This is a genomic window from Phycicoccus flavus, assembly GCF_004025965.2.
GTDB classification, from domain to species: Bacteria; Actinomycetota; Actinomycetes; order Actinomycetales; family Dermatophilaceae; genus Phycicoccus; species Phycicoccus flavus.
Genome location: NZ_SAYU02000046.1, coordinates 1 through 24748 on the forward strand (window position 1 = coordinate 1; position 24748 = coordinate 24748).

Sequence of the window (24748 nt, forward strand, 5' to 3'; positions counted from 1 at the left end):
CGTCCGCCGCGCGAGCCACAGCACGGCCGCCGTCACGGCGACGAGGGCGTAGACGGAGGCGGCGTGCACGTGGCTCCACAGCTGCGGGTCCAGGCCGTTGCGCGGCACGTCGAGGTCGCCGGCGTGGGGCCCGCTGCCCGTGACGACGGTGCCGAGGTACACGGCGACCGCGACGAGCACCCCGAGGAGCGCCACGAGCCGGCGCACCGTCGTTGAGGCCCCGACCCGCCGGTCGCCGGACACCCGGAACAGCAGCCACGCCGACAGCGCGATGAGCACCATCGACAGGATCAGGTGGAAGGAGACGACCCAGGGGTTGAGGTCGGTGAGCACGGTGACGCCTCCGACGACCCCCTGCAGCGGGATGCCGAGGGCGATGACGACGGCGTGGGTCCGCAGTGACCGGGACGTGCCGCCCCACCGCCACACCGCGACGACCGTGCCGAGCACGACGGCGATGAGGACGTAGGTGAGCAGCCGGTTGCCGAACTCGATCGCGCCGTGCATCCCGAGCTCGCGGTGCGGCACGAACGACCCCGGCGTGCACTGCGGCCAGGTCGGGCACCCGAGCCCGGAGGCGGTGAGCCGGACGAGGCCGCCGGTGAGGACGATGACGGTGTTGGCGACGAGGGTCGCCCACGCCCAGCGCCGCACCGCGGTCGTCGAGATCGACGAGCGGGCGGGGGTCTCGGACACGCTCAGCATCGTACGTGGCGTCCCCGGACGCGGGCCGTCGCCCCGGACGCCGTCAGCCGGACCAGCGGAACCAGCGGACGGCGGCGGCCCCGGCGAGCAGCCCCCACAGGGCGAGCACCCCCCACTGCGCCCACGGCCACGCTCCGTCGACGAGCGAGGCGCGCAGCGCGTCCCCGAGCGCCCCGGACGGCAGCCCCCGCGCCACGACCGCGAGGGCCGACGGGAGCCGCTCGGTGGGCACGAGCACCCCGAGCCCGAGGAGCAGCACCCAGACGAGGTTGGCGACGGCGAGCACGGCCTCGGCCCGCAGCGTCCCGGCCAGGAGCAGCGCGAGGGCGACGAACGTACCCGCGCCGAGCAGCAGCCCGACGAGCCCCGGCAGCAGCCCGGACCCCGGCGGACGCCACCCCAGCGCCAGCCCGAGGGCGGCGAGCACGAGGACCTGCACGGCGAGCACCGCCAGCACGGCCACGGCCTTGCCCAGCAGCAGCCCGCCCCGCCCCAGGGGCGTCGTCCCCAGCAGGCGCAGCACTCCCGACCGACGGTCGAACCCCGTCGCGATGGCCTGCCCGGTGAACGCCGTGGACACGACGGCCAGCGCCAGCACCCCCGCCGTCGCGACGTCGACCCGCCGGCCCGGCCCCAGCGACGGCACCGACGTCAGCGCCAGCCCGAGCAGGGCCAGGGCGGGCAGGACGACGGACACGAGCAGCTGCTCGCCGTTGGTGAGGAGCGAGCGGGTCTCGAAGCGGGCCTGGGCCGCGACCCGGCGCCCCGGCGGGGCGCCGGCGCTCACGGGCGCCCCTGCCGGGTGAGCGCGAAGTAGGCGGACTCCAGCGACCCCTCGCCGCGGACCTCGGCCAGCGTGCCGTCGGCCACGACCCGTCCCGCGGCGAGCACGACGACGCGGTCGGCGATCCGCTCGGCCTCCTCGAAGGAGTGCGTCGTGAGGACGACGGCGGCCCCGCGCCCGGCCTCCTCGCGGACCAGGTCCCACACCTCGAGCCGGCCGTGCGGGTCGAGCCCGGCGGTCGGCTCGTCGAGGAACACGACGTCCGGCCACGCGAGCAGCGCCGCCGCGAGGGCGACCCGCTGGCGCTGGCCGCCGGACATCCGCCGGACCGTGGTGCCGGCGAACGCCCCGAGGTCCAGCCGTCGCCCGAGGTCCTCGACCCGCGGCCGCCCCGCGTAGAGGGAGGCGAGGTGGTGCAGGAGGGGCAGGGGCCGCGCCGTCGTCGGCAGCCCACCGTCCTGGAGCATCACGCCCACCCGGGCCCGGTGCGCCGCGGACGCCCGCCACGGGTCGGTCCCGAGCACCCGCACCGTCCCCGCCGCCGGGCGGCGCAGCCCCTCGAGGCACTCGACCGTCGTCGTCTTGCCCGCGCCGTTCGGCCCGAGGACCGCGGTGACCCCACCGGCGGACGCCGACCAGGACGCGCCGTCGACGGCGACGGTGGCGCCGTACGCGACGCGCAGGTCGTGCACCGAGACCGCCTCCGCCATGACCGTTCATCCTAGGGTTGGGCGCATGTCACGCATCGACCGGGAGGCCGGCCCGGCGACCGGCGTCGCCGCCGTCCCCGCCGTGCTCGCGCTGCTCGCGCGGCGTCCGCGACTGGCGCTGGCCCTCGGTGTGCTGCCCGTCGCGGTCGCCGCGTTCTTCCGCGACCCCGACCGTGCGCCCGACCGCGACACCGTCGACGACGACGTCGTCCTCGCTCCCGCCGACGGCAAGGTCATGTACGCCGGGCCCGGCCAGGAGGGCGTCGCGCCGGCGGGGGAGTGGCAGCAGGTGAGCATCTTCCTGTCGGCCTTCGACGTCCACATGAACCGCGCCCCCTACGGCGGCCGGGTCACCGAGGTCGTCCGCCGCCCGGGGCGCTGGCTCGCCGCCTACCGGCACGAGAGCGCCCACCTCAACGAGCGCAGCGACATCACCGTCGAGCGCGAGGTGGGCGGCGTCGTCCGGACCGTGCACTTCCGCCAGGTCGTCGGGCTCATGGCCCGCCGCGTCGTCACCCGCGTCGTCGCCGGCGACGAGGTCGCCACCGGTCAGCGCATCGGGCTCATGAAGTTCGGCTCACGCATGGACGTCTTCGTCCCCACCGACTGCGACCTGCTCGTCGCCGCGGGGGCCCGCGTCGTCGCCGGGGAGACCGTCCTGGCCCGCTGGCCGGTGGCCGCATGACCGAGGACCAGGGCGGGCGCCGCCGGATGTTCGACCGCTGGCGGCTCGTCTCGCCCAGCGGTGCCGAGGTCGTCTCCCTGCGGCAGCTGCCGAAGCGCGAGCGCGCCCGGCTGCTGCTGCCGAGCATGTTCACGACCTTCAACATGATCGCCGGCTTCTCCTCGGTGCTCCTGGCCTTCCGCGGACACTTCACCGTCGCCGCCGTCCTCATCGCCGTGTCGATCGTCATGGACATCGCCGACGGCGCCGTCGCCCGCCTCGTCGGCGCCACCTCGCCGTTCGGCCTCCAGCTGGACTCCCTCGCCGACCTCATCTCCTTCGGCGTCGCCCCCGCGGTGCTCGTCCACACCTGGGCGCTCGACGAGTGGCCGGTCCTGGCCTGGCTCGCCGCGTTCTTCTGGCTCGCCTGCGCCGCCTTCCGGCTCGCCCGCTTCAACGTGACGATCGACCCCACGGCCGACAAGCGCTACTTCGTCGGGCTGCCCTCGCCCGGCGCGGCGAGCGTCGTCATCGCGACGATCTTCGCGCTGGACTCCCCGATGTGGGGCCCGGGCAGCGGCCCGTGGCGGGCCTGGTTCCCGCTGCTCGTCAGCGTCGTCCCGGCCCTGCTCATGGTCATGACGATCCGGTTCCGCTCCTTCCGCAACCTCCTGTCTCCGCGCACGTTGCGGGCCCGGGCGGGCACCGCGGTCGTCGCCGCCGCCGTCGTCCTCGGTCTCGTCCTGGCACCGGGCGTCACGGGCCTGCTCGTCGCCTACGGCTACGTCCTCACCGCCCCGCTCGGGGTGCTGACGGCGCCGTTGCGGGAACGGCTGTTCGGGGCCGATTCGGTCGCCCCGCCGCGCAGCCGGATGCCCTCGGTCCTGCTGCCGATCGACGAGGACGACGGCCTCGACGGCCCCGGCGGGACGGACCACGGGGCCCGCGCCCCGAGCTCCAGCGGGGACACCCTCGACGGGTAAGGCGACCCTTCGTTGGTCACCGGCACGGCATTTACCTAACATAGGTGTGTGCTAAATGCCGACGCCCCCACCGACGAGTCGCGCACGCGCGACCGGGTGCTGCGTGTCGTGAGCCAGGAGGGGCCGGTGAGCATCCCCGCCCTCGTCGACAGTCTCGGCCTCACCGAGACCGCCGTGCGGCGCCACGTGGGCGCCCTGCACGCCGACGGCCTCGTCGAGGCCCGCGAGGCCGGGGGCCCGCGGCGCCGCGGCCGTCCCGCCAAGACCTGGGTGCTCTCCTCCTCCGGCCATCGCACGCTCGCCACCGACTACGACGACCTCGCCGGAGAGGCGCTGCGCTTCCTGCGCCGCACCGGCGGTGAGCACGCCGTCCAGGCCTTCGCCGAGGAGCGGATGGCCGGCCTCGAGGAGCGCATCTCCGAGCGCCTCGACGCCGCCGGCGAGGACCCGCAGTCCCGCACCGACGCCCTCGTCAACGCCCTCACCACCGAGGGCTACGCCGCCTCGGCCCGCCCGGTGGGAACACCTGGGGGTCCCACCGCGCTGACCGGAGTGCAGCTGTGCCAGGGTCACTGCCCGGTCCAGCACGTCGCGAGCGAGTTCCCCGAGCTGTGCGAGGCCGAGACCGAGGCGTTCAGCCGCCTGCTCGGTGTCCACGTCCAGCGCCTGGCGACCCTCGCCCACGGCGACCACGTCTGTACCACGTTCGTCCCGACCCCGACCACCGAGAGGCCACCGCGATGACGAGCAGCATCGAAGAGCTCAACCCGGGTCTGAAGGACCTCGGCAAGTACGCGTTCGGCTGGGCCGACAGCGACACCGCCGGCGAGTCGGCCCGTCGTGGGCTGTCCGAGGAGGTCGTCACCGACATCTCCGACCGCAAGGGCGAGCCCGCCTGGATGCGCGAGCTGCGGGTGAAGTCCCTGCACCTGTTCGACAAGAAGCCCATGCCGACCTGGGGCAGCGACCTCACGGGCATCGACTTCCAGAACATCAAGTACTTCGTGAAGTCCACGGAGCAGCAGGCGACCTCCTGGGAGGACCTGCCCGAGGACATCAAGAACACCTACGACCGCCTCGGCATCCCCGAGGCCGAGAAGCAGCGCCTCGTCGCGGGCGTCGCCGCCCAGTACGAGTCCGAGGTCGTCTACCACCAGATCCGCGAGGACCTGGAGGAGAAGGGTGTCATCTTCGTCGACACCGACACCGGCCTGCGCGAGCACGAGGACCTCTTCCGCGAGTACTTCACGTCGGTCATCCCGGCCGGCGACAACAAGTTCGCCGCGCTCAACACCGCCGTGTGGTCGGGCGGCTCGTTCATCTACGTCCCGCCGGGCGTCCACGTCGACATCCCGCTCCAGGCCTACTTCCGGATCAACACCGAGAACATGGGCCAGTTCGAGCGGACGTTGATCATCGCCGACGAGGGCTCGTCGGTGCACTACGTCGAGGGCTGCACCGCCCCGATCTACAAGTCCGACAGCCTGCACAGCGCCGTCGTCGAGATCGTCGTGAAGAAGAACGCCCGGGTGCGCTACACGACCATCCAGAACTGGTCGAACAACGTCTACAACCTCGTGACGAAGCGGGCCACCTGCGCCGAGGGCGCGACGATGGAGTGGATCGACGGCAACATCGGCTCCAAGGTGACGATGAAGTACCCGGCCGTCTTCCTCCTGGGCGAGCACGCCCGGGGCGAGACGCTGTCCATCGCCTTCGCCGGCGAGGGCCAGCACCAGGACGCGGGCAGCAAGATGGTCCACGCCGCGCCGAACACCTCGAGCTCGATCGTCTCGAAGTCCGTCGCCCGTGGTGGCGGCCGCACGTCCTACCGCGGCCTGGTCCAGGTCATGGAGGGCGCGCACGGCTCGCGCAGCTCGGTCGTCTGCGACGCGCTGCTCGTCGACACCATCAGCCGCTCGGACACCTACCCCTACGTCGACATCCGCGAGGACGACGTGCAGATGGGGCACGAGGCGACCGTCTCCAAGGTCTCCGAGGACCAGCTCTTCTACCTCATGTCCCGCGGGATGACCGAGGAGGAGGCCATGGCCATGATCGTGCGCGGCTTCGTCGAGCCGATCGCCAAGGAGCTCCCGATGGAGTACGCCCTCGAGCTCAACCGCCTCATCGAGCTGCAGATGGAAGGCGCCGTCGGATGACGGTGCCCGCCGTCGCCCGTCCGTCGTTCCCGACCACGCCTCGCGAGGACCCTGCATGAGCCTGCTGACCCCTCAGCGCCCGTCGGAGGGCGCGCACACCCACAGCGCCGCGACGATGGTCCCGGACCAGTCGCGCGCCGAGCGCACCGCGTCCTTCGTGGTCGCCGACTTCCCCGTGCCGCACGGCCGCGAGGAGGACTGGCGCTTCAGCCCGGTCGACCGGCTCGGGGCGTTCTTCCGTGACGAGGCCACCGGCGCCTGCCTGGACTGGGCAGAGTCGCTGCCCGAGGGCGTGACCCTCGAGGGCCTGCCGGTCGAGGACTGGCGCGCCCTCGGCGTCCCCGCCCCGCAGGACCGGGCGGCCGCCGTCGCCGCCGCGCACAGCGGCGGCGTGGGCGTCCTCGACGTGCCGGCCGAGACCGAGCTCACCGAGCCGGTCCGGGTGCGCCTCACCGGCGGCGAGCAGGACCTCGTCCACGGCCACCTCATGGTCCGCGTCGGCCGCTTCTCCAGGGCCACGGTGGTCCTCGAGCACGCCGGCGTCGCCGACTACTCCGAGGTGCTCACCGTCCTCGCGGGCGACGGCAGCGACGTCACGGTCGTCACCGTCCAGGAGTGGGACGACCGTTCGCACCACCTCGGCCAGCACGACGTCGTCGTCGGCCGGGACGCCCGGGTGCGGCACATCGCCGTGACCCTCGGCGGCGGGGTCGTCCGCCTCAACACCAACGCGTCCTACGCCGGGCCGGGCGGCTCGTTCGAGGCGCTCGGGGTGTACTTCGCCGACGCCGGACAGCACCTCGAGCACCGCCTGTTCGTCGACCACGAGGCGCCGCACTGCCGCAGCAACGTCGAGTACAAGGGCGCGCTCCAGGGCGAGACCGCCCGCACCGTGTGGGTCGGCGACGTCCTCATCCGCGCCAGCGCCGAGGGCACCGACACCTACGAGCTGAACCGCAACCTCGTCCTCACCGACGGCGCCCGCGCCGACTCGGTGCCGAACCTCGAGATCGAGACCGGCGAGATCGAGGGGGCCGGGCACGCCTCGGCCACCGGCCGGTTCGACGACGAGCAGCTCTTCTACCTCATGGCGCGCGGCATCCCCGAGGACGAGGCCCGGCGCCTCGTCGTCCGTGGGTTCTTCGCCGGCGTCGTCGCGCGGATCGGCGTCCCCGAGGTGCAGGAGCACCTCATGGAGGCCATCGAGCGCGAGCTCGCCGCCGGGGCCGCCCGATGAGCGAGCAGCTGACCGAGCAGGGCTTCGTGCGGGTCTGCCGCGTCGACGAGCTGCCCGCCGCCGGCGCCGCGGCCGCCGACATCCACGGCCGCCGCGTGGCGCTCGTACGCACCGAGGACGGCGACGTGCACTGCGTCGACGACACGTGCAGCCACGCCAACGTCTCGCTCTCCGAGGGCGAGCTCGACGGTTGCACCCTGGAGTGCTGGCTGCACGGGTCGCGCTTCGACCTGCGCACCGGCGAGCCCACGGGCCTGCCGGCCACGCAGCCGATCGCCGTCCACTCCGTCCGCGTGCAGGACGACGAGGTCTTCGTCGCCCTCGCCAGCGCCGAGGGCGCCGCGGACCTCCCGACCACCACCGACAACGAGAGCTGAGTGAGCATGTCCACCCTGGAGATCACCGACCTCCACGTCACCGTCGAGACCGAGGACGGCGCCAAGGAGATCCTGCGCGGCGTCACCCTGACGATCGAGAGCGGCCAGACGCACGCCATCATGGGCCCGAACGGGTCCGGCAAGTCCACCCTCGCGTACTCGATCGCGGGCCACCCGAAGTACACCGTCACCTCCGGCAGCGTCACGCTGGACGGCGAGGACGTCCTCGCCATGAGCGTCGACGAGCGCGCCCGCGCCGGCCTGTTCCTCGCCATGCAGTACCCCGTCGAGGTCCCCGGCGTCACCGTGTCCAACTTCCTGCGCACCGCGAAGACCGCGGTGTCCGGCGAGGCCCCCAAGCTGCGGACCTGGGTCAAGGACGTCAAGGGCGCCATGGGCGACCTGCGGATGGACGCCGCCTTCGCCGACCGCAACGTCAACGAGGGCTTCTCCGGCGGTGAGAAGAAGCGCCACGAGATCCTCCAGATGGAGCTGCTCGAGCCGAAGATGGCGATCCTCGACGAGACCGACTCCGGGCTCGACGTCGACGCCCTGCGCGTGGTGTCCGAGGGCGTCAACCGGGCCAAGGACCGGACCGGGGCCGGCGTGCTCCTCATCACGCACTACACCCGCATCCTGCGGTACGTGCAGCCCGACTTCGTCCACGTCTTCGTCGACGGCCGGATCGCCGAGCAGGGCGGACCCGAGCTCGCCGAGCGGCTCGAGGCCGAGGGCTACGACCGCTTCCAGCCGAGCGCGGTCGAGGCCTGAGCATGACGGCCGCCCCCTTCACCGACGAGGAGCTGGCTCGCCTGCGGGCCGACTTCCCGATCCTGTCGCGCACGGTGCGCGGGGGCCACCCGCTCGTCTACCTGGACTCCGGGGCCACCTCGCACAAGCCGGTCCCCGTCCTCGACGCCGAGCGGGACTTCTACACCCGCACCAACGCCGCCGTGCACCGCGGCGCCCACCAGCTGTCCGAGGAGGGCACGGACGCCTACGAGACCGCGCGCGAGACCATCGCCGCGTTCATCGGGGCCCGGGCCGCCGAGGTCGTCTTCACCCGCAACGCCACCGAGGCGCTCAACCTCGTCGCGTACGCCTTCACCAACGGCACGCACGGCGGTGGGGGCGGCCGGGGCGACCGGTTCACGCTGCGCCCCGGCGACGAGGTGCTCGTCACCGAGATGGAGCACCACGCCAACCTCGTGCCGTGGCAGGAGGCCTGCCGGCGCACCGGCGCCACCCTGCACTGGGTGCCCGTCACCTCCGACGGCCGGCTCGACCTCTCCTCGCTCGACGAGCTGCTCACCGAGCGCACGAAGGTGTTCGCCTTCACCCACGTCTCGAACGTCCTCGGCACCGTCAACCCGGTGCGCGAGCTCGCGGAGAAGGCGCACGCCGTGGGCGCACTGGCCGTGCTCGACGCCTGCCAGTCGGTGCCGCACCTCCCGGTGGACGTCGCCGACCTCGGCGTCGACCTCCTGGCCTACTCCGGGCACAAGCTCTTCGGCCCGCTCGGGGTCGGCGTGCTCTGGGGCCGTCCGGAGCTGCTCGACGAGATGCCGGTCTTCCTCACCGGCGGCTCGATGATCGAGACCGTGACGATGGAGGGCTCCACGTACGCCCCGGTGCCGCAGAAGTTCGAGGCCGGCGTCCCCGTGGCCGCCCAGGCCGTCGGGCTGGCCGCGGCCTGCGACTACCTCACCGGCCTCGGGATGGAGCGGGTCCACGCGCACGAGCAGGCGCTCACCGAGCGGCTGCTGCGCGGCCTTGCGGAGCGCTCCTGGGTCTCCGTCCTCGGCCCTGCCGACCTCCGCGACCGCGGGGGGGCGGTGGCGTTCGCCGTCGACGGCGTCCACGCCCACGACGTCGGCCAGGTGCTCGACGACCGCGGCGTCGAGGTGCGGGTCGGCCACCACTGCGCGTGGCCGCTGCACCGGGCGCTGCGGGTCCCGGCGAGTACCCGGGCGTCGTTCGCCGCCTACACCACCCCGGGCGAGGTCGACGCGCTGCTCGAGGCGCTGGACCGGGTGCCCGCGACGTTCGGCCTGGAGGTGCCGGCCTGATGGACCTCTACCAGGAGCTCATCCTCGACCACTACAAGAACCCGGTGCGCGCGGGGCTTCGTGACCCGTTCGACGCCGAGAGCCACCAGGTCAACCCCACGTGCGGCGACGAGGTGACGCTGCGCGTCCACGTCACCGGCGAGGGCGACGACGCCGTCGTCGAGGACGTGTCCTACGACTCGATGGGCTGCTCCATCAGCGTCGCCTCGGCCTCGATCCTCGCCGAGGAGGTCACCGGCGGCACCGTCGCGCACGCCCGGGCGACCTACGACGCCATGCGGGCCATGCTCACGAGCAAGGGCGAGGACCCCGGCGACGAGGACGTCATCGGCGACGGGGTCGCCCTGGCCGGCGTCGCGAAGTACCCCGCCCGCGTCAAGTGCGCGCTGCTGTCCTGGGCCGCGTTCACCGATGCCCTCTACCAGGCCGAAGGAGCGAAGCAGTGACCGAGACCAGTAAGTCCACGCCCACCAACGTCGCCGACGTGGAGGAGGCGCTGCGCGACGTCGTCGACCCCGAGCTCGGGATCAACGTCGTCGACCTCGGCCTCATCTACGGCATCACCGTCGACCCGCAGAACCACGCCGTCATCGACATGACCCTCACCTCGGCGGCGTGTCCGCTCACCGACGTCATCGAGGACCAGACCGCGGCCTCGCTCGAGGGGCTCGTGTCCGGGCACCGGATCAACTGGGTCTGGATGCCGCCGTGGGGTCCGGACAAGATCACCGACGACGGCCGCGAGCAGCTGCGGGCGCTGGGCTTCAACATCTGAGCCGGCCCCCGTGGGCCAGCGCGTCGTCGAGGTCGCGCCCGAGCGGTACGACCGCTGGCGGGCGCGCTTCGACGCGAACAACGTGGACGGCCCGCAGCGCGTGGCCGGTGTCGAGCGGTTCGACCACGACCCGCTGGCCCTCGTCCTCGTCCGGCGCGGCGGCTACGCCGTCGGCCTCTGGCACGGCGGCTCGCTGACCGCCCACAAGACCGGCACGCGCTACGTGCAGTCGCGCACGGCGGCGGGCGGGTGGAGCCAGCAGCGCTTCGCCCGGCGCCGGGGCAACCAGGCCGACGAGCTCGTGGGCGCCGTGGCCGACCACGCGGCCCGGCTCCTGCGGGGTGGCGGGGCCGCCGGTCTCGTCCTCGGCGGCGACCGTGCGCTGGGGGAGGCCGTCCTCGACGACGACCGGCTGGCGGAGCTGCGCGACCTGCCCCGCCGCGGCCTGCACGACCTGCCGGACCCGCGCCTGTCCGTCCTGGAGCGCGCGGCCGAGCGTGGTCGCGCCGTGCGGGTTACGGTCGAGGAGTGAGCGGCGCTCAGCCGCCGCGGTTGTCGCCGGGGTAGCGCATCCGGACGCGGTCCGCGCGGGACCGGTCGGCGTCGCTGCCCGTGTCGTACGGGCCGTCTCCGCGCCGCAGCCAGCGCAGGACGGGCCCGCCCAGCAGCCACACGACGACGACGAAGCCCACGGCGGTGACGCCCGTCGCGGGGTCGTCGCGGGCCACGGCGTGCCAGAGGCCCGAGACCAGCACGACGAGCAGGCAGAACCCCGCGACCACGCGGCGCAGCCGGGTGTCCCCTGGCCCCATGTCGTCCTCCTCTCGTGTCACCCTACGCGCGGACGTCCTGGACCCGGCCGGTCCTCGCGGTCCTCGTCGGCTCCTGCACCCCCGCCCGTCCCTGCGAGACCTCTCCGACCCCTGTCGCTCTCGCCGACCCCTGCACATCTCGCCGAACCGAGGCGCGATAGCCGGGGGTGCCGGCGAGATCCGCATGGCCGGCCAGGATCCGCGTTGGTCGGAGAGGTCTCGCAGGGGCCGGGCCGCAGCCGCGTGACCTTCCGCGGCCGGACGGCGTCGTGACGAGCACCGCGCCGTCCGCGTCGACCGCCACCCACACCGGGGTCGAGACCGGTCCCCGGAGCGTCGGAAGGTGGTCGGCGGGACGACGTCCTCGTCGGCGACCCCGGTCCAGGTGTCGTCCACGGGCCCTCCCCGTCACTCGCGGTGGCGGGCGATGTTGACGACCGTCCCGTCGGGTGCGCGGACCAAGAACCGGCGGATGCCCCACGGCTCGTCGGTGAGGGGGTGGACGATCTCGTAGCCGCGACGGACGGCCTCGGCGTGGAAGGCGTCGACGTCGTCGACCTTGAGGGTGACCTGCGGGTTCTCCGGGGCCGAGGCGTCCGTCGTCATCAGCTGCACGTGGTCCCCGGACCCCGGCGCGACGAAGCGGGCCACCCAGTCCAGGCCGAGGTCCTCGTCCTCCAGCCCGAGGAAGCCGGTGTAGAACCCGGCGGCCTCGTCGAGGTCGGGGACGGTGAGGTCGACGGTGACCCGGACGACGCGCACGGTGGCTCCTCTCGGGTGGTGCTCAGGCCGGGGTGATCCGCAGGGCCGCGCGCTCCGGGTTGCCGCGGCGCACGACCCGCTCGACCAGCCGCACGACGCGGAACTCCAGGCGGTACTTGCGGGCGAGCAGGCGCTGGGCGGCGGCGACCGCGTCCGGGGCGACGAGCACCTGCGCGTGCCCGCCGACCGTCGGCGCGTCCTCGGCGACGGCGCCGCGCCGGGAGCACGGGCGCAGCTCGACCCGGGAGTCCTCGCGCAGCCGTCGCACCTTGCCGCTGCGGGCCGGGGTGGTCACCCAGAGGTCGTCACCGTCGCGGACGACCCACACCGGGGTGGGCACCGGCTCGCCGGACCGCCGGAAGGTGGTGAGGGACACGAAGCGCGCGTCCCCCACCCGGTGCCACGTGCCGAGGTCGTCCATGGCCCCACCCTGTCACCGCCGGGACCGCCGGTGGGCGCGAGGACCGACCGGACCCGGTCCGGCCTCAGCCCCGGTAGACGGAGTCGACGGCGAAGGTGTCGCAGCGGTCGAGGTCACCGGAGTCAAACCCGCGCATGAACCACTGCTGGCGGGCCTTGGACGACCCGTGCGTCCAGGACTCGGGGTTGACCCGGCCGGTGGCGGCCTCCTGGATCCGGTCGTCGCCGACGGCCGAGGCCGCCGAGAGGGCGGAGTCGATGTCCTGCCGGGTGAGCGGCTCCAGGAACGGCGTGCCGGTGTCCTCGTCCGGCACCTGCGAGGCGTGCTGCGCCCACACGCCGGCGAGGCAGTCGGCCATGAGCTCGATGCGGACGGCACCGGACTCGGCGCCCTGCGGGTCCTGCTGGGCCCGGCCGAGCAGCCCCAGCTGGTCCTGCAGCGCGTGGCCGTACTCGTGCGCGACGACGTACTCCTGCGCCAGCGCGCCGTCGTCGGCGCCGAACCGGGAGGTGAGCAGGTCGAAGAAGCTGGCGTCGATGTACACCGTCTTGTCCAGCGGGCAGTAGAACGGGCCGACCTGGTTGCTCGCCGTGCCGCAGGCGGACTGCGTCTGCCCGCTGTAGAGGACCGTCGGGGTCTGCTCCCAGCGGTACTTCGAGCGGGACAGCTCGCCGTCCCAGAACGCCTGCACCGAGTTCACCGTCCCGATGACGCGGCACTCGACGTTCCGGTTGGCGTCGGCTCCGGTCCGGCACTCCGAGAACGCGTTCGGGTCCTGCTGGCCACCGGACTGCACCTGGCCGGGGTCCAGCTGGCCGCCGCCGGTCGGGATCGAGGACGGGTCGATGCCGAAGACCATCGCGAGGACGAGGAGGATGAGCCCGCCGATGCCGCCGCCGACGACCATGCCGCCCGGCCCGCCGCCGCCTCCCCCCGAGCGCACCTGCGAGGTGTCGAGGGTGACGTTGTCGTTGAAGCTCATCCCGACCCTCCGTCGTCGTCGTGCCCGGCCGGTCCCGGGGTGCCGGGCCACAGCCTAGGGGTGCGCGGGACCCGCCCAGGGTGCCGGTGACCGGCCGGCGCGCCTGAGTAGCGGTGCCCACCGGGGATGAGTACCGCTGCGGATCCGGCGGGGTGCTCGCCCCCCGGACGCTGGAGCCCATGGAGACCGCCGTCCGTCACCCCCGCCCGACGTCCACCCCCGCCCCCGCCGTCGTGATGCCACCGGTCGTCGGCGCCGTCCGCGTCGGGGCCTCGCTGCTTGCCGGCCTGCTCGCCCTGGCCGTGGTGCGCGGGGCCGCCCTGACCCTCGGCCGCCGCCCGGCCGGTCTGCTGTTCCTCGGCCGCCACGGGGGCCGCGCCGCGCAGCGGGCCGGCCTCGTCGCCGCCGTCCTCACCGCCGCGCGTGCCCGTCGCCGGGTCCCCGCCTACTGGGCCGCGACGGCCGGTGTCCGGCCCTGGCGGGCCGCGCTGGGTGCCGGGCGGCTCAGCGCCTACCTCGACGCGCTGCCGGTGCTGGACAAGCGCGGGTACATCGACGCCCATCCGCTCGAGCGTCGCTGTCTCGACGGCCGGCTGCCCGAGCGGGGCGTCGAGGTCGACGAGTCCTCAGGCTCCTCCGGACGCCCCTACCAGTGGGTCCGCTCCCGGCAGGAGCTGGACGAGGTCGAGCGCAGCCTCGCGGTCCAGGCGGCCCTGCAGCTCGCGCCGCGCCGCCACCGCCGGGTCGTCGTCCTCAACTGCTTCTCGATGGGTGCCTGGGCCACCGGCCAGTCGGTGTCCGGGGCGCTGCGCCACCTCGGGGTCCTCAAGGCCTGCGGTCCCGACGCCGACACGGCGCTGGCCGCCATCGACCTCGTCGGCCCGGACGTCTGCTACGTCGTCTGCGGCTACCCGCCCTTCCTCGACACCCTCGTGCGCACGGCCGCCGACCGCGGCGTCGACCTGTCCGGCCTCGAGCTGTGGGGGTTCGTCGGGGGTGAGGGCATGACCGAGGTGCTGCGGACGCGGCTCGAGCGCACCTTCCACCGCGTGTTCTCCGCGTACGGCGCGTCCGACCTCGACATCGGCGTCGCGGGGGAGTGCGAGCTCACCGTCGCCCTGCGCCGGGCCGCCGCCGGGAACCCGGCGTTCGCCGAGGCGCTGTTCGGCCGGGCCCACCGGCTGCCGATGGTCTTCTGCTACGACCCGTCGACCTACCACGTCGAGACCGTGACGGGCACCGACGGCGACGAGCTCGTCGTCACCGTGACCCGCCGGCTGCTGTCGCCGCGGGTGCGGTACGCCGTCCACGACGCCGGGGGCACGCTCGAGCACGAGGCGGTGCGCCGCCTGGCCCGCGAGCACGGCGTCGTCCTGCCGACCCGCGACCAGCCGCGGCTGCCGCTGCTGTTCGTCTCCGGCCGGGCCGACAGCACGGTCAGCCACATGGGCGCCAACCTCTACCCGGAGGACGTCGACACCGCGCTCGGCCTGCTCGCCACCGACGAGCCGGGACTCGGGCTCGGGGCGTTCTGCCTCGGCCTCGCCGACACCGACGACGGCGCCACCGTTCCGGTCGTCCACGTCGAGACCACCGACCCCTCCGCGGCAACGGCCGACACCGTCCGCGCGGCCCTGGCCGGCTGGCTCGTCGCCCACAACCGCGACTGGGCCGCGGCGGCCGAGGAGGACCGGCGGGCGCTGGCCTTCGACGTCCGTCCCGTCCCGCCCGGCACCGGGGTCTTCGCCGCCAACGCGGGCCGGATCAAGCGCCGCTACGTCACCCACACCACCGACGAGGAGAGCTGAGATGACCGTCACGCGACCCACCACCGACCGCGGGAGCGACCGCGCCCGCCGGGCCCACGCCGACGACCGGCGCGCGGCCGCCGCAGCCCTCGTCGCGACGCTGCCGGAGGACCACCGCCGCGCGCTGGCCGGCGCGCTGCGGGCCCCGAGCGCGCACAACGCCCAGCCCTGGCGCGTCCACCCGCGGCGCGTCGGGGACGGGTGGGCCTACGCCCTCCACTACGACCACCACGAGTACCTGCCGGCCGACCCCGAGGACCGGGACGCGTACCTGTGCATGGGAACCTTCTGCGAGACGCTCGCGCTCTGCGCCGCCGGTCTCGGTCTGCGCGCCGACATCACCCTCGTCCTGGAGCGCGACGGCGCCGACCTCCACGTGGCCGACCTCGTGCTCGTCCCCGACGCGGCCGCTGGGGACGGGGACCCGCTCGTGCCGGAGGTCGGGGGCCGGCGCACGGACCGCGCGACCTACCGGCCCGACCCCCTGCCCGCGACCCTCGTAGCCGCCCTCGAGGCCCTGGGCTGCGTCCTCGTCCCCACGCCCGCCGCGTCCCGGGTCGTGCACGAGGCCTCGACCGCCTCGTGGGCCGACCGCCGCTTCGTCGCCGACCTGCGGGCCTGGGTCCGGGCCGACTCCGACGCCCCGGACGGGATGACCCCACGCCAGCTCGGCCTCGCGGGGTACGAGTGGCTGGCGCTGCGGGCGGCCTTCCGGCTCGGCCGGGTCCTCGGCCCGCTGGCCCGGGCTTACGGCTCGCGCGAGGTCCGGCTGCTCCACGACGCCCCGGCCGTCGCCGTCCTCACCGCCGACTCCGACGACCCGGCGGACCTCGTCGCCGCCGGGCGCCGGCTCCTGCGCGCGTGGGTGACCGTCTGCGCCGCCGGTCACGGCTACCACCCGATCTCCGTCGCCATCGACCGCCCCGAGACCCGCCCGCAGGTCGCCGCCCTGGCCGGCGTGGCCGACGGCCGGGCCACCCCGGTCGCGCTGTTCCGGGTCGGCCGGCCCACGGCCCCGGCGGCCGGCAGCAACCGCGTCGACCTCGTCGACGTCGTGCGAACCCTTTAGGAGGAGAGGGGGCGGGGAACCTAGACTGGACGGCGGCCTGCCCGGACCGCCGGGTGCGGCCGCCTACTCCCTCCACCGAAGGACCCCACCGTGATCACCGCTGCCTCCGTCGAGCTGCGTGCGGGCTCCCGCCTGCTCCTCGACGGCGCGACCTTCCGGGTGGCGCCGGGGGACCGGATCGGGCTCGTCGGACGCAACGGGGCGGGCAAGACGACGCTCACCAAGACCCTCGCCGGGGTCACCCAGCCCGCGGCGGGCACGATCACCCGCAGCGGCGACGTCGGCTACCTGCCGCAGGACCCGCGCACCGGCGACCTCCACGTGAGCGCCCGCGACCGGGTGCTGTCCGCCCGCGGCCTCGACGCCATCGTCCGGGACCTGCGCGCCGCGGAGACCGCGATGGGCGCCGAGACCGGGGAGCGGCAGGAGCGCGCCATGCGCCGGTACTCCCGGCTGGACGCCGAGTTCACCGCCGCCGGCGGCTACGCGGCCGAGTCCGAGGCGGCCCAGATCGCCGCCGCGCTCGGGCTGGAGGAGCGGCTGCTCGAGCAGGAGATCGGCACCCTCTCCGGTGGCCAGCGTCGCCGGGTCGAGCTGACCCGCATCCTCTTCTCCGGCGCCGAGACCCTCCTGCTCGACGAGCCGACCAACCACCTCGACGCCGACTCCGTCGTCTGGCTGCGCGAGCACCTCAAGGGGTACCGCGGCGGGCTCGTCGTCATCAGCCACGACGTCGACCTGCTCGGCGTCGTCGTCAACAAGGTCTTCCACCTCGACGCCAACCGGGCCGAGCTGGACCAGTACAACCTCGGCTGGAAGGCCTACCTCCAGCAGCGCGAGACCGACGAGCGCCGCCGCCGGCGTGAGCGCGCCAACGCCGAGAAGAAGGCGTCCGCGCTCATGGCCCAGGCCGACAAGATGCGCGCCAAGGCGACGAAGACGGTGGCCGCGCAGAACATGCAGCGGCGCGCCGAGCGGCTCCTCGGCGGCCTGGAGTCCGAGCGCGTGCAGGACAAGGTCGCGCACCTGCGCTTCCCCAAGCCCTCGCCGTGCGGACGCACCCCGCTGCGCGCCTCGGGCCTGTCCCGCTCCTACGGCTCGGCCGAGGTCTTCACCGACGTCGACCTCGCCATCGACCGCGGCTCGCGGGTCGTCGTCCTCGGTCTCAACGGGGCGGGCAAGACGACGCTGCTGCGACTGCTCGCCGGCGTCGACGACCCCGACACCGGGCAGGTCGAGCCCGGGCACGGCCTCAAGCTCGGCTACTACGCGCAGGAGCACGAGAACCTCGACGTCGCCCGCACCGTCCTGGAGAACATGAAGTCCGCGGCGCCGGACCTCGGCGAGACCGATGTCCGCAAGGTCCTCGGGTCGTTCCTGTTCTCCGGCGACGACGTCCACAAGCCGGCCGGCGTCCTCTCCGGCGGCGAGAAGACCCGGTTGTCGCTGGCGCTGCTCGTCGTCTCCTCGGCCAACGTGCTGCTGCTCGACGAGCCGACGAACAACCTCGACCCCGCCTCACGGCAGGAGATCCTCGGCGCCCTGCGCACCTACGAGGGGGCCGTCGTCCTCGTCACCCACGACGAGGGCGCCGTCGACGCGCTTGAGCCCGAACGCATCCTCCTGCTCCCCGACGGGGTCGAGGACCTCTGGGGCTCCGACTACCGCGAGCTCGTGACCCTGGCCTGAGCCTCCCTCGGCGGCCCGGCGCCCGGTCCGGTGCTCCGGGCCGATGCCCCGCGGGCCACGCGCATACTGGGTCGATGTCATCCCGCCGGCTCGGCCTCGCCGCGTTCGCGCTGGTCAGCGCGCTGCTGCCGGCGGCCTGCGCGGCCGGGGCGGACCCGCCGGAGCCCTCGTCGAGCGTGCGCCCCTCCACGTCCGCGTCCCCCGACCCGGGGGCTGACGGCCGGACCCTGCGCCTGTCGGTGTTCGGGGACATGGGGGTGTCGGCCGACGCCGACGCCGTCCTGGACGACATCGCCGCCCGGGACGACGACGCGACGCTCGTCGTGGGCGACCTCTCCTACGACGGTCCCGGCAGCGAGGGCGCCTGGTGCGACCAGGTGACCTCGCGCCTGGGCCGCGACCACCCCGTCGGCATCGTTGCGGGGAACCACGAGGATGACGGACCGGACGGTGCGATCCGGGCGTTCACCGCGTGCCTGCCCACCCGTCCGGCCGGTGTGCGCGGCGACTACGGGCGGCAGTGGTACGCCGACCTCCCCGCGCGGGACCCCCTCGTGCGGGTCGTCATGATCTCCCCGGACCTCGACTTCGGCGACGGCGTCTGGTCCTACGACCGTGGCACGCCGCACTACGCCTGGACCCGCCGGACGATCCGGGCCGCCCGGGCCGAGGGGATCCCGTGGGTCGTCGTCGGCATGCACAAGCCGTGCCTGTCGGTCGGGGTGTACCTCTGCGAGTCCGGCACCGACCTCAACGACCTCCTCGTCGGCCTCGAGGTGCCGCTCGTCCTCTCCGGCCACGAGCACATGTACGCGCGGACCCGGTCGCTCGCCCTCGGCCCGGCCTGCCCGAGCGTCCCGCCGGCCCAGTTCGACGCCGGCTGCCTCGCCCCCGACGGCACGACCTTCGTCACGGTCGGCACCGGCGGGAGGCCGCTGCGCGAGGTCCACCCGCTGGTGGCCGGCCGCCCGTACTTCGCGGCCTTCAGCGGCGCGGGCGAGGACCCGGCCTTCGGCTCGCTCGACGTCACCGTCCGGCCGCAGGACCTCGTCGTCCGGTTCGACCCGGCCCCGGGCAGCGGCTTCACCGACACGGTGACCATTGCCCGCTGAGGCCGCGTCGCTCAGCGCGCGGCGTCGCGGAACCAGGCCTCCCGGTCGCGGGGGTCCGGGTCCGGGGCGCGCCGGCGGGGAGGCTCGCCCCGCACCGGGGCGTGGTGGTCGGGCCGGGTGACGAGCGAGCCCTCGCCGCCGGTGAGGTCCGGCAGCAGGCGGGTGAGCTCGGCCACCGACCGGGTGGGCAGCGTGCCGGTGACGAGTGACCAGCCGTCGGCCCCGCGCGACCCCTCGGGCGTGCCGCCGAGCCGTCCGACCGCCGACAGCACCGCGCCGAGGGCGGCGGCGGGCAGCTCGACCTCGATCCGGTCCACCGGTTCGCAGGCCACGGTGCCGGCCCGCGCCAGGGCGGCGTGGACGACGACCTGGGACAGGAGGCGGAAGTCGGCCGCGACGGTGGACATGGACTTGTCGAACCCCTGGTGCGGGCGGCTCTGCCGTGGGTAGTAGAGCGAGTCGGTCATCGTCACCATGCAGTCGAGCACCTCCCACCCGTACCGGCCCGAGCGCAGGGCGGTCCGCACGCCCTCCTCCGTGGCCGCCACGAAGGCCGGCAGCAGCCGCCCGGGTTGCACGCCGGGCCGGAAGACGACGCCCGAACCGGTCGGGCCGGGCGCGACGGCCAGCCCGACCGTGGCCAGGTACGGGTTGCCGCCGGTGCCGAGGCGCTCGAGCGCCGCCCCGCGCCCGGTGACCCGCTCGACGAGGACGACACCCGGGGGCGAGAACCGGGCCCGCATGCCGAAGCGCTCCTCCAGCAGCGCGGCGACGACCTCGCGCTGCACCTCGCCGTGGAGGGTGACGGCCGCCTCCGCATCGGCCGCGGACCGCCGCAGGGCGATGAGCGGGTCCTCGTCGGCGAGCTCGGCGAGGGCGGCGAAGAGGGCCGGACGGTCGGCCGGGTCCTCGGGGGTGACGAGCGACTCGAGCCGTCCGGGCGCGAAGCGGTACCGCGCGCGGGCCGGCGGCGTCCCGACGGTGTCACCGACCCGGGCGGCGGGGCCCCGCACGGCGGCGACCTCGCCGGCGCCGACACACGGCTCGGGGCGCAGGCCGTCCGGTCGGCTCACCGCGACCTCGGTGACCGGGTGAGGGGCGCGGCCCCCCACCACCACCCGGTCCCGCACGGCGAGCTCGCCGTCCCACATCCGCACCCACACCCGGCGGCCGCGCTCGTCGCGGTCGACCGCGAAGACGGTGGCCGCGGGACGGTGCGGGGCCGCCTCCGCGCGGGGTCGCCGGTCGGGCGCCACGACCCGGGCCAGGACGGCCGGCAGGTCCGGCACTCCGGTGCCGGTGACCGCGGACCCCGCGAGGACCGGGGTCAGCCGGCCGGCGCGCACCGCGGACCGCAGGGCGGCCCGCACCCGGTCGCGCCCCACCGGCCGGTCCTCGGCCCAGCGGCGCAGCACGTCGTCGTCGACCTCGGCGACGGCGAGCACGACGGTCTCGTCGTCCAGGGGGACCGGGACGGCTTCCGCGTGGGCCGACCCCGCGTCCCGGACGCGGGTGAGCGGGACCAGGTGCGGGGTGAGCCGGCGCCGGACCCGCTCGAGCACCACGTCCGGGTCCGCCCCGGCGCGGTCCACCTTGTTGACGAAGAGGACGGTGGGCACCCCGAGCCGCCGCAACGCGCGCCAGAGGACGACGGTCTGCGGCTGCACGCCCTCGACGGCGGAGACTACGAGCACGGCCGCGTCGAGCACGGTGAGCGAGCGCTCCACCTCGGCGACGAAGTCCGGGTGGCCCGGGGTGTCGACGACGGTGACCTCGAGGCCGGCGGCGGCGAACGTCGTGACGGAGGCGCGGATGGTGATGCCGCGGCGGCGTTCGAGGTCCATCGAGTCGGTGCGGGTCGTGCCCGCGTCGACGGACCCGGGGGTGTCGAGGACGCCCGCCTCGAGGAGGAGGCGTTCGGTCAGGCTGGTCTTACCGGCGTCGACGTGCGCGACGATCCCGAGGACGAGGGGGGAGGACATGGGGCAGCTCCACGGCTGGACGGAAGGGGGTCCGGGGCGTGGAGGGTGCGCGCATGGGGAAGGGTGCTCCTGGGGTCGGGGACGTCGTCCACCCCGGAGTCTCGTCGGCCGGGGGAGCTGCGTCGACCGGTTTTCCCGGCCGGCGCCCCAGCGGCCGGGTTCTCGGTGTGCCCGGCCGGGGTCAGCCGGGGATCGCGGGGAGCCTGGACAGGGCGGCGGCCACCGACTGCTGCAGCTCGGTGTCCTCCCACGTGTGGTCGACGAGCGACCCCCGCAGGTAGGCGTCGTACGCGGGCAGGTCGAGGTGCCCGTGACCGCACAGCGCCGTGAGGATGACCTTCTCCTGGCCGGTATCGACGCAGGCCAGGGCCTCGTCGACCGCGGCGGCCAGTGCGTGCGTCGGCTCCGGTGCCGGGACGATGCCCTCGGTGCGGGCGAAGAGCACGCCGGCGGCGAAGCAGTCCTGCTGGGTCTTGGCCCGGGCCTCGATGAGCCCCTCGGCGTACAGGTGGCTGATGAGCGGGCTCATGCCGTGGTAGCGCAGGCCGCCGGCGTGGATCGGGTCGGGGATGAAGTCGTGCCCGAGGGTGTGCATCTTCAGCAGCGGCGTCATCCCGGCGACGTCGCCGAAGTCGTAGGCGTAGGTGCCCTGGGTCAGCGAGGGGCAGGACGCCGGCTCGACGGCGCGGACCACCGGGCCTGCACCCCCCGCGGCGAGCTTCTCGCGGAGGAACGGGAAGGTGAGCCCGCCGAAGTTGGACCCGCCGCCGGTGCAGCCGACGATGACGTTGACGGTCTCGTCGATCTTCGCCAGCTGCAGGAGCGCCTCCTCGCCGATGACCGTCTGGTGCAGCAGGACGTGGTTGAGGACCGAGCCCAGCGCGTAGCAGGTCGTCGGGTCCTGGGCGGCGACCTCGACGGCCTCGCTGATGGCGAGGCCGAGCGAGCCGGGGGAGTCGGGGTCGGACGCGAGCATGGCCCGGCCCGCCTCGGTGAGGTCCGACGGGCTCGGGTGGACCTGCCCGCCGAAGGTCTCGATCATGATCCGGCGGTAGGGCTTGGCGTCGTAGGACGCCCGCACCTGCCACACCTCGCACTCGAGGCCGAACTGGGCGCACGCGAAGGCCAGGGCGGTGCCCCACTGGCCCGCCCCCGTCTCGGTGGTGAGCCGGCGCACACCCGCCCTGGCGTTGTAGTAGGCCTGCGGGACGGCGGTGTTCGGCTTGTGGGAGCCCGCGGGCGACACACCCTCGTACTTGTAGTAGATGCGGGCCGGGGTGCCCAACGCCTTCTCCAGGCGGTGCGCCCGGTAGAGCGGCGAGGGACGCCACAGCCGGTACACGTCCTGCACCTCGGCGGGGATGTCGACGTACCGCTCGGTGCTCACCTCCTGGGCGACGAGGTCGGCCGGGAAGAGCGGGGCGAGGTCCTCCGGACCCACCGGCTGCCCGGTCCCGGGGTGCAGCGGCGGCGGGGGTGCGGTGGGCAGGTCGGCCAGGAGGTTGTACCAGCGGGTCGGCATCTCGTCCTCGTCGAGGTGGACCTTGTGACGCAGCGGGGTGCGGAGCGGCTCGGGCACGGCGGACCTCCAGGACGACGGTGGCGCGGTCGTCGCCCATCCTCCGGCCGGCGCCTGCGGCGGCACAAGGGCCGGTCCTCGCCGCCCGGCGGAACAGGTGTCGGTGCCCGGTGGTTGACTCCGCGGGGACGGGTACGACGACAGGACGGAGCGCGGGTGAGCAACGGCTGGCAGGTCATGAACTCGCTGACCAAGGACGGCAGCGTCAAGGAGCGGCAGCTCGCGCCGGGCACCCGGCGGCGGGTACTCGGGTATGCGGCGCCCTACCGGCGGCAGATCGTGTGGTTCCTCGTCCTCGTCGTCCTGGACTCCATGCTCGTCGTCGCGACGCCCCTGCTGCTCAAGGCCATCATCGACGACGGGATCATCCCGGGGGACTCGCGGCTCGTCGCGCAGCTCGCGGTCGTCGTCGCGGTCCTCGCCGTCCTCGACGGCGCGCTGACCCTCGTGGAGCGGTGGTTCTCCGCCCGCATCGGCGAGGGCCTCATCTACGACCTGCGCCGCGAGGTCTTCGGCCACGTGCTGCGCCAACCGGTCGCGTTCTTCACCCGCGCCCAGACCGGCGCGCTCGTCACCCGGCTCGGCAACGACGTCATCGGCGCCCAGCAGGCCTTCACCTCGGTGATGTCCAATGTCGTGAGCAACGCCATCTCGCTCGTCGTCATCGTCGTGACGATGATGACGCTGTCCTGGCAGCTGACCCTGGCCGCGCTGGTGCTCGTGCCCTTCTTCCTCGTCCCGGCCCGCCTCCTCGGCCGCAAGCTCGCCGGTCTGGCGCACGAGCAGATGTCCCTCAACGCCGACCTCGGCACGCGCATGAACGAGCGGTTCAACGTCGCGGGTGCGCTGCTCGTCAAGCTGTTCGGGCGCCCCGTCACCGAGGACGCCGAGTACGCCGAGCGGGCCGACCGGGTGCGCGACGCCGGCGTGCGCATCGCGATGAACCGGTCCGTGCTCTTCGTGGCGCTGACGATGATTGCCTCACTCGCCACGGCCATGGTCTACGGCGTCGGCGGGGTCATGGCCGTCCAGGGCTCCCTGTCGGTCGGCACCCTGCTGGCCCTGGCCGCCCTGCTGGCGCGGCTGTACGGACCGCTCACCGCCATCTCCAACGTCCGGGTCGACGTCATGACGGCGCTGGTCTCCTTCGAGCGGGTCTTCGAGGTCCTGGACCTCGACCCCCTCGTGGCCGAGGCCCCGGACGCGCGGCCGGTGCCGACGGCCCCGGTGCGGGTCGAGGTCGACGGCGTGTCCTTCGCCTACCCGAGCGCCGACGAGGTCTCGCTGCGGTCGCTGGAGTCCACGGCCACCGGCGACCGCCGGGGCAGCGGCCCGATCCTGCACGAGGTGTCCTTCACCGTCGAGCCCGGCTCGCTCGTCGCGCTCGTCGGGCCGAGCGGCGCCGGGAAGTCGACGATCACCTCGCTCGTGGCGCGGCTCTACGACCCCACCCGCGGCGCGGTGCGGGTCAACGGCGTCGACCTGCGGGACGCCACGTTCGCGTCGCTGCAGGACGTCGTCGGCGTCGTCACCCAGGAGGCGCACCTCTTCCACGACACCATCCGCGCCAACCTCTCCTACGCCGCCCCCGAGGCCGACGAGCAGCAGATGGAGGAGGCCCTGCGGGCCGCGCAGGTCTGGGGGCTCATCGAGTCCCTGCCGGCCGGTCTGGACACCGTCGTCGGGGACCGCGGGCACCGGCTGTCCGGTGGGGAGAAGCAGCGGCTGGCCATCGCCCGCCTGCTGCTCAAGGGCCCGGGCCTCGTCGTCCTCGACGAGGCGACGGCGCACCTGGACAGCGAGTCCGAGCAGGCGGTGCAGCGCGCACTCGACGCGGCCCTGGAAGACCGCTCGGCCCTCGTCATCGCCCACCGGCTCTCCACGGTCCGCCACGCCGACCAGATCCTCGTCGTCGACGGTGGCCGGGTCGTCGAGCGCGGCACCCACACCGAGCTCGTCGGCCGCGGCGGCCTCTACGCCGACCTCTACCGCACGCAGTTCGCGGAGGAGGCGGCCGACCTCACCGCCTGAGACGCGGGTCGGCGTGCGGGGTCAGGGGCGTGCGA

General features: G+C 74.4%; 25 protein-coding genes. 16 read left to right on the forward strand and 9 right to left on the reverse strand.

Features of this window, described 5'->3' with window-relative positions; translation table 11 throughout:
- The 3 genes from EPD83_RS13470 to EPD83_RS20735 form a co-directional block, all read right to left on the reverse strand.
- The coding region (locus EPD83_RS13470) for a COX15/CtaA family protein (RefSeq protein WP_205859528.1) at positions 1–696 on the reverse strand (696 nt) is incomplete at its 3' end.
- Positions 697–748: 52 nt separating this feature from the next.
- Positions 749–1492 (reverse strand): ABC transporter permease, encoded by a 744-nt coding sequence (locus tag EPD83_RS20730; RefSeq protein WP_235950594.1) that lies wholly within the window; start codon positions 1490–1492, stop codon positions 749–751.
- On the reverse strand, positions 1489–2199 hold the full coding sequence (locus EPD83_RS20735) for an ABC transporter ATP-binding protein (RefSeq protein ID WP_235950596.1): 711 nt from the start codon (positions 2197–2199) through the stop codon (positions 1489–1491). The genes EPD83_RS20730 and EPD83_RS20735 overlap by 4 nt, the downstream gene beginning before the upstream one ends.
- A gap of 25 nt (positions 2200–2224) precedes the next feature.
- On the opposite strand from EPD83_RS20735, the gene EPD83_RS13480 reads away from it, so the two are divergent.
- Genes EPD83_RS13480 through EPD83_RS13530 form a run of 11 tightly spaced genes read left to right on the forward strand, consistent with a single transcriptional unit; the run spans position 2225 to position 10998 of the window.
- Positions 2225–2884 (forward strand): phosphatidylserine decarboxylase, encoded by a 660-nt coding sequence (locus EPD83_RS13480; protein ID WP_128367442.1) that lies wholly within the window; start codon positions 2225–2227, stop codon positions 2882–2884.
- Positions 2881–3846 carry a CDP-diacylglycerol--serine O-phosphatidyltransferase gene (pssA, locus tag EPD83_RS13485; protein ID WP_128367441.1) on the forward strand — a complete coding sequence of 322 codons (966 nt, stop codon included), beginning with the start codon at positions 2881–2883 and terminating at the stop codon, positions 3844–3846. The genes EPD83_RS13480 and pssA overlap by 4 nt, the downstream gene beginning before the upstream one ends.
- 48 nt (positions 3847–3894) lie before the next feature.
- Positions 3895–4590 (forward strand): helix-turn-helix transcriptional regulator, encoded by a 696-nt coding sequence (locus EPD83_RS13490; RefSeq protein ID WP_128367884.1) that lies wholly within the window; start codon positions 3895–3897, stop codon positions 4588–4590.
- On the forward strand, positions 4587–6008 hold the full coding sequence (sufB, locus tag EPD83_RS13495; protein ID WP_128367885.1) for a Fe-S cluster assembly protein SufB: 1422 nt from the start codon (positions 4587–4589) through the stop codon (positions 6006–6008). The genes EPD83_RS13490 and sufB overlap by 4 nt, the downstream gene beginning before the upstream one ends.
- A 55-nt stretch (positions 6009–6063) precedes the next feature.
- Positions 6064–7245 (forward strand): Fe-S cluster assembly protein SufD, encoded by a 1182-nt coding sequence (gene sufD, locus EPD83_RS13500; protein WP_128367886.1) that lies wholly within the window; start codon positions 6064–6066, stop codon positions 7243–7245.
- Positions 7242–7622 carry a non-heme iron oxygenase ferredoxin subunit gene (locus EPD83_RS13505; RefSeq protein WP_165566706.1) on the forward strand — a complete coding sequence of 127 codons (381 nt, stop codon included), beginning with the start codon at positions 7242–7244 and terminating at the stop codon, positions 7620–7622. The genes sufD and EPD83_RS13505 overlap by 4 nt, the downstream gene beginning before the upstream one ends.
- Before the next feature lie 6 nt (positions 7623–7628).
- The gene (sufC, locus tag EPD83_RS13510) at positions 7629–8393 is read left to right on the forward strand and encodes a Fe-S cluster assembly ATPase SufC (protein WP_165566712.1); all 765 of its coding nucleotides are present in this window, start codon (positions 7629–7631) and stop codon (positions 8391–8393) included.
- A gap of 2 nt (positions 8394–8395) precedes the next feature.
- On the forward strand, positions 8396–9691 hold the full coding sequence (locus tag EPD83_RS13515; RefSeq protein WP_165566707.1) for a SufS family cysteine desulfurase: 1296 nt from the start codon (positions 8396–8398) through the stop codon (positions 9689–9691).
- A complete protein-coding gene (gene sufU / locus EPD83_RS13520; RefSeq protein ID WP_128367225.1) occupies positions 9691–10137 on the forward strand; it encodes a Fe-S cluster assembly sulfur transfer protein SufU in 447 nt (148 codons plus the stop codon). The genes EPD83_RS13515 and sufU overlap by 1 nt, the downstream gene beginning before the upstream one ends.
- On the forward strand, positions 10134–10466 hold the full coding sequence (locus tag EPD83_RS13525; protein WP_128367224.1) for a metal-sulfur cluster assembly factor: 333 nt from the start codon (positions 10134–10136) through the stop codon (positions 10464–10466). The genes sufU and EPD83_RS13525 overlap by 4 nt, the downstream gene beginning before the upstream one ends.
- A 10-nt stretch (positions 10467–10476) precedes the next feature.
- Positions 10477–10998, forward strand: a complete 522-nt coding sequence (locus EPD83_RS13530) for an acVLRF1 family peptidyl-tRNA hydrolase (protein ID WP_128367223.1) — start codon at positions 10477–10479, stop codon at positions 10996–10998.
- Between the two features lie 7 nt (positions 10999–11005).
- Here EPD83_RS13530 and EPD83_RS13535 read toward each other — a convergent pair whose 3' ends face one another.
- The 4 genes from EPD83_RS13535 to ypfJ all read right to left on the reverse strand — a co-directional run bounded on the left by EPD83_RS13535 (position 11006) and on the right by ypfJ (position 13443).
- Complete coding sequence (locus EPD83_RS13535; protein WP_128367222.1) at positions 11006–11278, reverse strand: hypothetical protein; 273 nt, start codon at positions 11276–11278, stop codon at positions 11006–11008.
- A gap of 408 nt (positions 11279–11686) precedes the next feature.
- Complete coding sequence (locus tag EPD83_RS13540) at positions 11687–12040, reverse strand: VOC family protein (RefSeq protein WP_128367221.1); 354 nt, start codon at positions 12038–12040, stop codon at positions 11687–11689.
- Positions 12041–12062: 22 nt separating this feature from the next.
- Entirely contained in the window at positions 12063–12461 is a 399-nt protein-coding gene (locus tag EPD83_RS13545; protein WP_128367220.1) for a PPOX class F420-dependent oxidoreductase, read from the reverse strand.
- Between the two features lie 64 nt (positions 12462–12525).
- Positions 12526–13443, reverse strand: a complete 918-nt coding sequence (ypfJ, locus tag EPD83_RS13550) for a KPN_02809 family neutral zinc metallopeptidase (RefSeq protein WP_128367219.1) — start codon at positions 13441–13443, stop codon at positions 12526–12528.
- A 179-nt stretch (positions 13444–13622) separates the two neighbouring features.
- Between ypfJ and EPD83_RS13555 the strand changes: the two genes are divergently transcribed.
- The 4 genes from EPD83_RS13555 to EPD83_RS13570 all read left to right on the forward strand — a co-directional run bounded on the left by EPD83_RS13555 (position 13623) and on the right by EPD83_RS13570 (position 19121).
- Positions 13623–15251 (forward strand): phenylacetate--CoA ligase family protein, encoded by a 1629-nt coding sequence (locus tag EPD83_RS13555; RefSeq protein ID WP_165566708.1) that lies wholly within the window; start codon positions 13623–13625, stop codon positions 15249–15251.
- Between the two features lies 1 nt (position 15252).
- On the forward strand, positions 15253–16320 hold the full coding sequence (locus EPD83_RS13560) for a nitroreductase family protein (protein WP_165566709.1): 1068 nt from the start codon (positions 15253–15255) through the stop codon (positions 16318–16320).
- A gap of 90 nt (positions 16321–16410) precedes the next feature.
- Positions 16411–18009 (forward strand): ABC-F family ATP-binding cassette domain-containing protein, encoded by a 1599-nt coding sequence (locus EPD83_RS13565; protein ID WP_128367099.1) that lies wholly within the window; start codon positions 16411–16413, stop codon positions 18007–18009.
- A gap of 74 nt (positions 18010–18083) precedes the next feature.
- The gene (locus EPD83_RS13570) at positions 18084–19121 is read left to right on the forward strand and encodes a metallophosphoesterase (RefSeq protein WP_128367100.1); all 1038 of its coding nucleotides are present in this window, start codon (positions 18084–18086) and stop codon (positions 19119–19121) included.
- Between the two features lie 11 nt (positions 19122–19132).
- Here EPD83_RS13570 and EPD83_RS13575 read toward each other — a convergent pair whose 3' ends face one another.
- Both EPD83_RS13575 and EPD83_RS13580 read right to left on the reverse strand, forming a co-directional pair.
- A complete protein-coding gene (locus tag EPD83_RS13575; protein WP_128367101.1) occupies positions 19133–21103 on the reverse strand; it encodes an elongation factor G in 1971 nt (656 codons plus the stop codon).
- 181 nt (positions 21104–21284) lie between these two features.
- Positions 21285–22682 (reverse strand): TrpB-like pyridoxal phosphate-dependent enzyme, encoded by a 1398-nt coding sequence (locus EPD83_RS13580; protein ID WP_268951205.1) that lies wholly within the window; start codon positions 22680–22682, stop codon positions 21285–21287.
- Between the two features lie 177 nt (positions 22683–22859).
- Here EPD83_RS13580 and EPD83_RS13585 point away from each other — a divergent pair, with 177 nt between their 5' ends.
- Positions 22860–24713 (forward strand): ABC transporter ATP-binding protein, encoded by a 1854-nt coding sequence (locus EPD83_RS13585; protein WP_128367610.1) that lies wholly within the window; start codon positions 22860–22862, stop codon positions 24711–24713.
- Positions 24714–24748 lie beyond the last annotated feature (35 nt).